This is a genomic window from Chloroflexota bacterium (assembly GCA_018648225.1).
Lineage (GTDB): Bacteria > Chloroflexota > Anaerolineae > Anaerolineales > UBA11858 > NIOZ-UU35.
The window spans coordinates 1-6,558 of the sequence record JABGRQ010000201.1; the positions used below are offsets into that span (position 1 = coordinate 1).

Annotated in this window: 2 protein-coding genes; both read right to left on the reverse strand. The window is 53.1% G+C overall.

The window, feature by feature from the left end; genetic code table 11:
* Nucleotides 1-3,066 (reverse strand): restriction endonuclease (locus HN413_17405; protein MBT3392179.1); only part of this gene is annotated, 3,066 nt, incomplete at its 3' end.
* Nucleotides 3,063-6,227, reverse strand: a complete 3,165-nt coding sequence (locus HN413_17410; protein ID MBT3392180.1) for a DEAD/DEAH box helicase family protein — start codon at nt 6,225-6,227, stop codon at nt 3,063-3,065. The genes HN413_17410 and HN413_17405, both read right to left, overlap by 4 nt.
* Nucleotides 6,228-6,558 lie beyond the last annotated feature (331 nt).

Below are 6,558 nucleotides of genomic sequence, written 5' to 3' on the forward strand. Positions count from 1 at the left end.
GTTGTGAACTATAACATGGCTGCCAAAATTCCATTTTGCGCTGAGGCAGGACAGAAGCAAAAACGAAGATATGTTTTTTACATACTCATTATTTAAGTTTGATAATGCTTTCCAAGAAGCGGTTGTCATAAAAACGATAGCTACTAAGACATTTGCTGCCCCTGGCCAGGGTTGAGATGAAATCGCACGGTAAATATGTGTGTTTTGTGAAAGCATTTTTTGTAAACCACTTTCACGTGTATCGCCTTCAGCGATAGTTTTAGTTGCAATCAATCCCCAATACCCTCCTCTAAACGTATTTTTATAAGCTTGCAAGAAAAAATAAACCGAAAAATCGGCATTTGCGCTTACATCAATGAATAATTCCTTTAGTGCAGATTGATATTTTTCTCCAAATGTGCGGATAATTCTTCTTCCCCCGATAAACGGCGGATTTCCCACAAAAGCGCTAAAGCCCCCCTGCTGGAAAACTTCCGGAAACTCAAATCCCCAATGAAAGGCGCGTTCCTTGTGGGCGGCATTTAAGGCTTTTTCGGCGTCGGGCTTTTGCATCGCTTCGCCTGCCACATAATCAAGCAAAAGGCGGGAGGAGAAGTCTTCACTTTCTTTTTGGCTCAAACCGAGCAATTTGCTGCCTGTCAGCAGGTCTGCGCCCAGTTTGACCCGCTCGAGAGCGGCATCCGCTTCTGCCAGCAGGAGCGCTTTGCGTTCGGCGTCTCGTAGATCGAGAACTTGAAAGGATTGCAACTCCCGTCGTTTTTGGCGGGCGAGGGCGATCTCTTCTTCGAGGGTGGCATCGAAGAGCGTTTTGCTGGCTGCCCGTGCGGGGTCGTTCAATAAGCCGCGTGCCCAATTCAAAAAGTCGCTTTCGGATGCGCCCACCAGCGAGTCACCGCATTTCAGGGCGTGGTCTAAAAAGCTGAAGGGCTTGGCGCGGTCGAGCGTGATCAGCCAGAGCGAGAGCTTCGCCATCTCGACCGCCAGCGGGTTCTTATCCACGCCGTAGATGCAGCGGTCGGCAACCAATCGCTTTGCGTCCAGTAATCGGTCGTCAGTGATCAGTTCGTCAGTATTCGGTGACTGCCCACTACTGCCCCCTGATACCTGACCACTGTCCACTGGATATTGCTCCCACGCTTCAACAAGTCTCTCCGACAAATAACGCACCACCTGAACCAGAAACGCCCCACTGCCCATCGCCATATCGCAAATTTTCAGATCGAGCAATGCTTCGGGTCTTTTTAGTTGCCAATCTTCTTTGGGTTTGCCTTCGGCGGGGCCTGTGTAGACCAGCGGCTCGAGGGTATGCTGCACAATTGGTTCGGTCAGGCTGCGGGGGGTGTAATGCGTGCCGGTCGCACGGCGCGTGTTGCCTGCGGTCACATAAACACTGCCCGCCACCACGACGACCGGCGTACCAAAATCATCTTCACGCAGCAGCCCGGCAAAAGGCAGCACGCGTTGAATGAGTGCCGCGTCATTGCCGCAGGCGATCCGTAAGGTATTCCCATCCAGTTCATCCGCAGCCTGGCTCAAGCTGTTGCGCAACGCCGATTCGGAGCGTTTGGTGATCTCGCGCAGGAATTCGATCAGCTTTACGTTGGCAGCCAAATCAGCGCCCTGTGCGGCGAAATTTTCCAAAACAGAAAGCCCAACTTCGGGTTCCTGCCCCTGGGCACCGACCAAGCCCAACACAGGTTCGTCCGCACGCACGGCTTGGTGATCCAGCAAACCTTCGTAGACATGCCCGATCTGCTCAATATCCAGCGCCCGAAAACTGATCCGCCGTGCTTCCCGTCCGCCGCCCGGCAGCTTCATCCCCAGCACCTGCAAAGCATCCAGCAAATGCAGCACCGTGCGGTTTGGGATTTTGATCGGCAGGGCAGCATCCCCACGCCAATCGGATTTCGGTTCACGCCCCTCGAGGAAGGGAAAACGGTCGGGGTCAAATAAGCTGCCGCCGTAGGCAGGCAAACGCAGGCGGTCGTGTTGCACACCGGCGTAGACCGCCCGAAAAACAGCCAACAAACGGAACCAGGCATCACTATTTCGTTCGAGCACTTCTTCGCCGGTCTCATCCGCCTGCTTGCGCAAAATCTCGCGCAGCGGATAAATGGCGTAATTTTCGGCATAAAAGGGATCATCCAAAGGCAGCAATTTGCGCTCTTCGGCAGAAAGCAAAAAGACCAGACGCATCATCACCGTCAGCGCCGCTTCATAGAGCGCATCCATGCCCAGCCCCGCCAGTAAACGCCCCTGCGCATCGCGGTCTGCGCGGTCAATAGCCTGCACCAAAATCTCCACCGCATGCCGCACCTGATAACCGAGCGTATCGGTGACTTCATGCTGATCTTTGGCACTTTCCACCAGCAGGGCGCTCAGGCTTTCATCGGCAGGCACGCCAAAGAAACGCTGCGCGCCCAACAATGCCGCAAAAGCCCGCAGCGTCAGGCGTTCATCAAACCAGAGCGAGGCATACCAGGATGTAAAGCCCGTCGTCTCACCCTTGGACGCCGAAATCAGCATCCAGCGTTCACCGTTCGTCAGCAATCCCAACGTAGCATCAGGCTGCTGCTCCTGCAAGGCGTGCAATAATTCCATCATGCGCGTTGCTGCGGATGCCTTCCAGCGACTGCCGGAGATCGGCTTCTCGAGGTCTTGTCCGGGCGGCAAAATTTGGATCACCAACCTCGGCACGGATCGCTCCGCACCCGTGGCTTGCTGAGGGTCAACCAGCAACAGGTCTGGCTTCAACGTTTCACCGTGTTCCAAAACCGCCACCGAGAAGGATTCCGGTATCTCGGTCCCGCTTTTTAGCACCTCGTCGTCATAGCCCAGCGCTGCTTCGAGTACAAAACGCACCCACTCGCCATGTACCAACGGGTCGGGCACCAACCCCTGCACATTATCCGCCCATTCTTCGTAGGCATCCCGCAATAAACGCGCCCGCTGACTCTCAAACGCATCAATCCCCTGCGGGAAAATGCGCGTCAAGACCGGCAAAGACAAAAAAGGACCAGAAATTTCTAAAAGAGAAAGCCATTCGGCATGTTGGGTTGCGGTCATGATAATTTCTCCGGCACGAGGAAAGTGATCGCCACCGGGAACATCCTTGGCCGCGGGTCTGCATAACGCTGCTCGATCAGCGCAACTTCCTCGTCAATTTCACTGGGGATCTGCTTCAGGCGAGCACGCAACGCCGCCAGGTTGCGGTTGAGCTGGTCAAACTCATCCTGTTTGAAATTGCTAAAGAGCTCCAATTGTTCAGGCTTATCAAGACGCTTCAACTCCGCGCGAATATTTTGCTCCAGTTCAGACAAAACCGCCCGAATATCGCTGCTCTCTTTGGTCGAGCGTTCTTCTAACAAGCGCTGCATCCCGTAAAGACGGTCATTCATGCGCGCTTCAAGGGCTGCCACTAGCGAGCTTTCAATGCTGGGCCAAACGTCAATCAGCATCTGCTGCACGCTTTCAGAAACGGGCTTGCCCGTGCCAGCGTCGATCGCATTTTGCGTCTCGCCAACATTCATGCGCCGAAAACGCCCCTCACGGATCACGCCGCCTGCGGTAATAATCTCCTCGTGCAGGCGATGGCTGTCTCCGCCCGTCACCACCAAACGTGCATGGGCAACCACAGCGGGTGTTTCCAAGGCATCGTTCGGCACCTGGCGCGCCGTTACACGGAAAAGCTTCCCGCTCGAAGACCAAACTTCGGCACGCAGCAAGCGCAAGGACATCTGCACCAAACGATGATTGAGATGCGCCAGAACGACATCATCGCGTCCCTTTACCTGACTGTGGTCAAAAACAATCGGGCGTACATTCCCTGTATGCGGGTGCGCCAATCCATCGGCGCTCTTCGCCCAACTGTCGCTCAAGGCGGGCAAGTGATAGGCGCTTCCATCAAGCGCTGGACCATCAACTTCGATTGTTGGCAGCAAAGCAGGCTGTCCGGCTAAGTCAAGCGCAATGTCGACAACTTTTTTCACATTCGCGGGTGAGAGATTCAGATTTTTTCTGGTTTCCTGCAATAGCTGATAATGCTGATCTACGATTGTCTTTAGATCGCGCTCAAACTTGAGCATCTGCCTTCCCGCCTGGGCAGCATCTTCTGCCAGTTGCGTATCCAAATGATCCCGTTTGCCGATCATCGCCTCTTCCACCTGGCTGGCGATCACCGGACCGACTTTCCCCAAATCCTCACGAATTTGCTGGACTTTACGCGCAGCGCGCATCAGGAATTCAAGGTCACCTTCCAGATCGCCCACCGGCACAGTATCCAGCTCAGTGCGCCCCTGATAGCCCTTGCCCACAAAATGGTAGATCAAAACATCGTGGCGCTGTCCATGTCGATCCACGCGCCCATTGCGCTGTTCCATGCGATTGGGATTCCAGGGGATCTCAAAATGCACCAAACGATGACAATAATTTTGCAAGTCGATGCCCTCGGATGCAGCATCAGTTGCCAGCAGGATACGCACCGGGCTTTGGTCTGGGCGCGCCTGAAAAGCGGCTTTGACTGCCTCGCGGTCATCCTTGTCCATGCCACCGAAAATCGTCAGCAAACGACCGTCCGATCCCAGCCCTGAGCGTGCCAATAAATCTTGCAACCAGTTTTGGGTGGCGCGATATTCTGTGAAGATAATCACGCGCTCATCGTTCCATGCGCCGTTGGGTTTGACGGTCTCTTCCAGCCAGGCGATAAACGCCTTGGTTTTGCTGTCCAGTTGATAGGCTGCTCGTTCCGCCCAATGCTGCATCTGCTTCAAAAGATATTTTTCGCGTTCATCAAGGGTCTCAAAGATATTGCTGGCCGTATCGACTGCATCCTCGATGGCAGTTTCGTAATCGCTGTCTACGGCGTAGTCTTCATCCATTTGTGCAATGCGTCGCCGCAAAATGCCAGGAGAAACCTTCTTCTGCGCCTTTGCTTTCTTTTCAACATCCCGTTGCAGGGTATTGATATGTTTGTCCAGGGTTAAGCCAAAAGCTGCCGGAGATGAAAAGAGTCTTTTCTTGAGCAGCTTCAACACAAACTCTGTCGCGTAGCGCTCTTCGTTACTTCGGGCAGACTTCTGACGCAGTTCTGTATACTCACGTAGCCAGCGATGCACGTCGTGTTCATCATCGCCATAATCCACTTCGATCACATCCAGAATACGCTGCTTGAATTTATTTTTACCTGCCCAGTTCACAAACTCCGACTTCAAGCGCCGCACCATGATATTTTCCAGTTGGCTTGGGTTTGGAGAAATTCCCCGTGCAAAACGCTGATGATCCAACATCTCCAACAATGCTGAGAAGCTGTTCGGATACCCGTTATGTGGGGTAGCGGTCAGGAAGAGATGGTGCTCAAAATGCCTCGTCAGCGTGCGGATGACTTGTGTTCTGAGAGAATCAATTGCATATTCGCCGGTCCCTGAGGGGGCAGCGTTATGCGCCTCATCCACGATCAACATATCAAAGGGGCGCGGATAAACAGTTTCTCCCTCTGCGGGGAGCACTTCCCGCATCAGGCGCATTGGGCGATCGCGTTTGATATAGTCGATCGACGTGATCAGACGTGGAAAATGTTTCCAGGGATTTGCATGGATGCCACGGGTACGCCGCAACTCCTTGACCAGGGTTCCGTCAACAATGCGGAACTCCAACCCGAACTTATCCCGCATTTGGTCACGCCAATGGATCTGGAGACCCGCTGGGCAGACGACCAACACCGATTGAATCCTGGCTCGAACGATCAGCTCCTGGACGATTAATCCGGCTTCAATAGTCTTCCCCAAACCGACATCATCCGCGATCAACAAATTGACGCGCGGCATCTGAATAGCACGCACTAAAGGATCAAGCTGGTAATCTTCAATCTCGATCCCGCTCCGAAAAGGTGCCTGTAACGCCCGCACATCGGCAGATGAGATCGCACCCCAACGCACCGCATCCAGAAAAGCGTCCAATCGTTCTGGCGGGTCAAAACCATCTACGGATGGCAACCCTACGGCCTTTTCAACCCGTGCACCAGGCTCCAGCTCCCAGATCACTTCCAGTGTTTCACCCAGCGCATCATCCTCCACAGAACGCAGGGAGATTAGATGCTGCTGCTGATCAGGAGACAACGATAGCGGGCTGGGCGGCAAAGAACTCTTCTGCACATCCGTGACCACATACTGGCGTTGGCGAACCGTTACGAGTTGTCCTTGCTCTGGCATTGCATTGGTGGAAGAGACCATCTTTTTCATACCATAAAGTCTGATTGATTTTGGAAAAACAAGGCTTCAAACACTCCCCCGTTGGGGCAATTGAAAATCACTATCTTATTGTACTCCATCTTTTTTGTGCGCTATTAAGCTTAATTACCCCCATTAACCTGCACAAATTCAAAAAAGATGACAGACAACTCCACTTGGTGGTCATCTTTTTAACCCTTATAATAGCCTCTGGCACCTTATTGGGCCGTTGTCGCAGATCGCTCTTGATGAAGTTTCTTGAGTTGTGGTGGTAATAAATTTAGTATCTTCTCAATAAATAGGGGTAAGCAAAAAGGAGGGGAGGCCTTTTAAT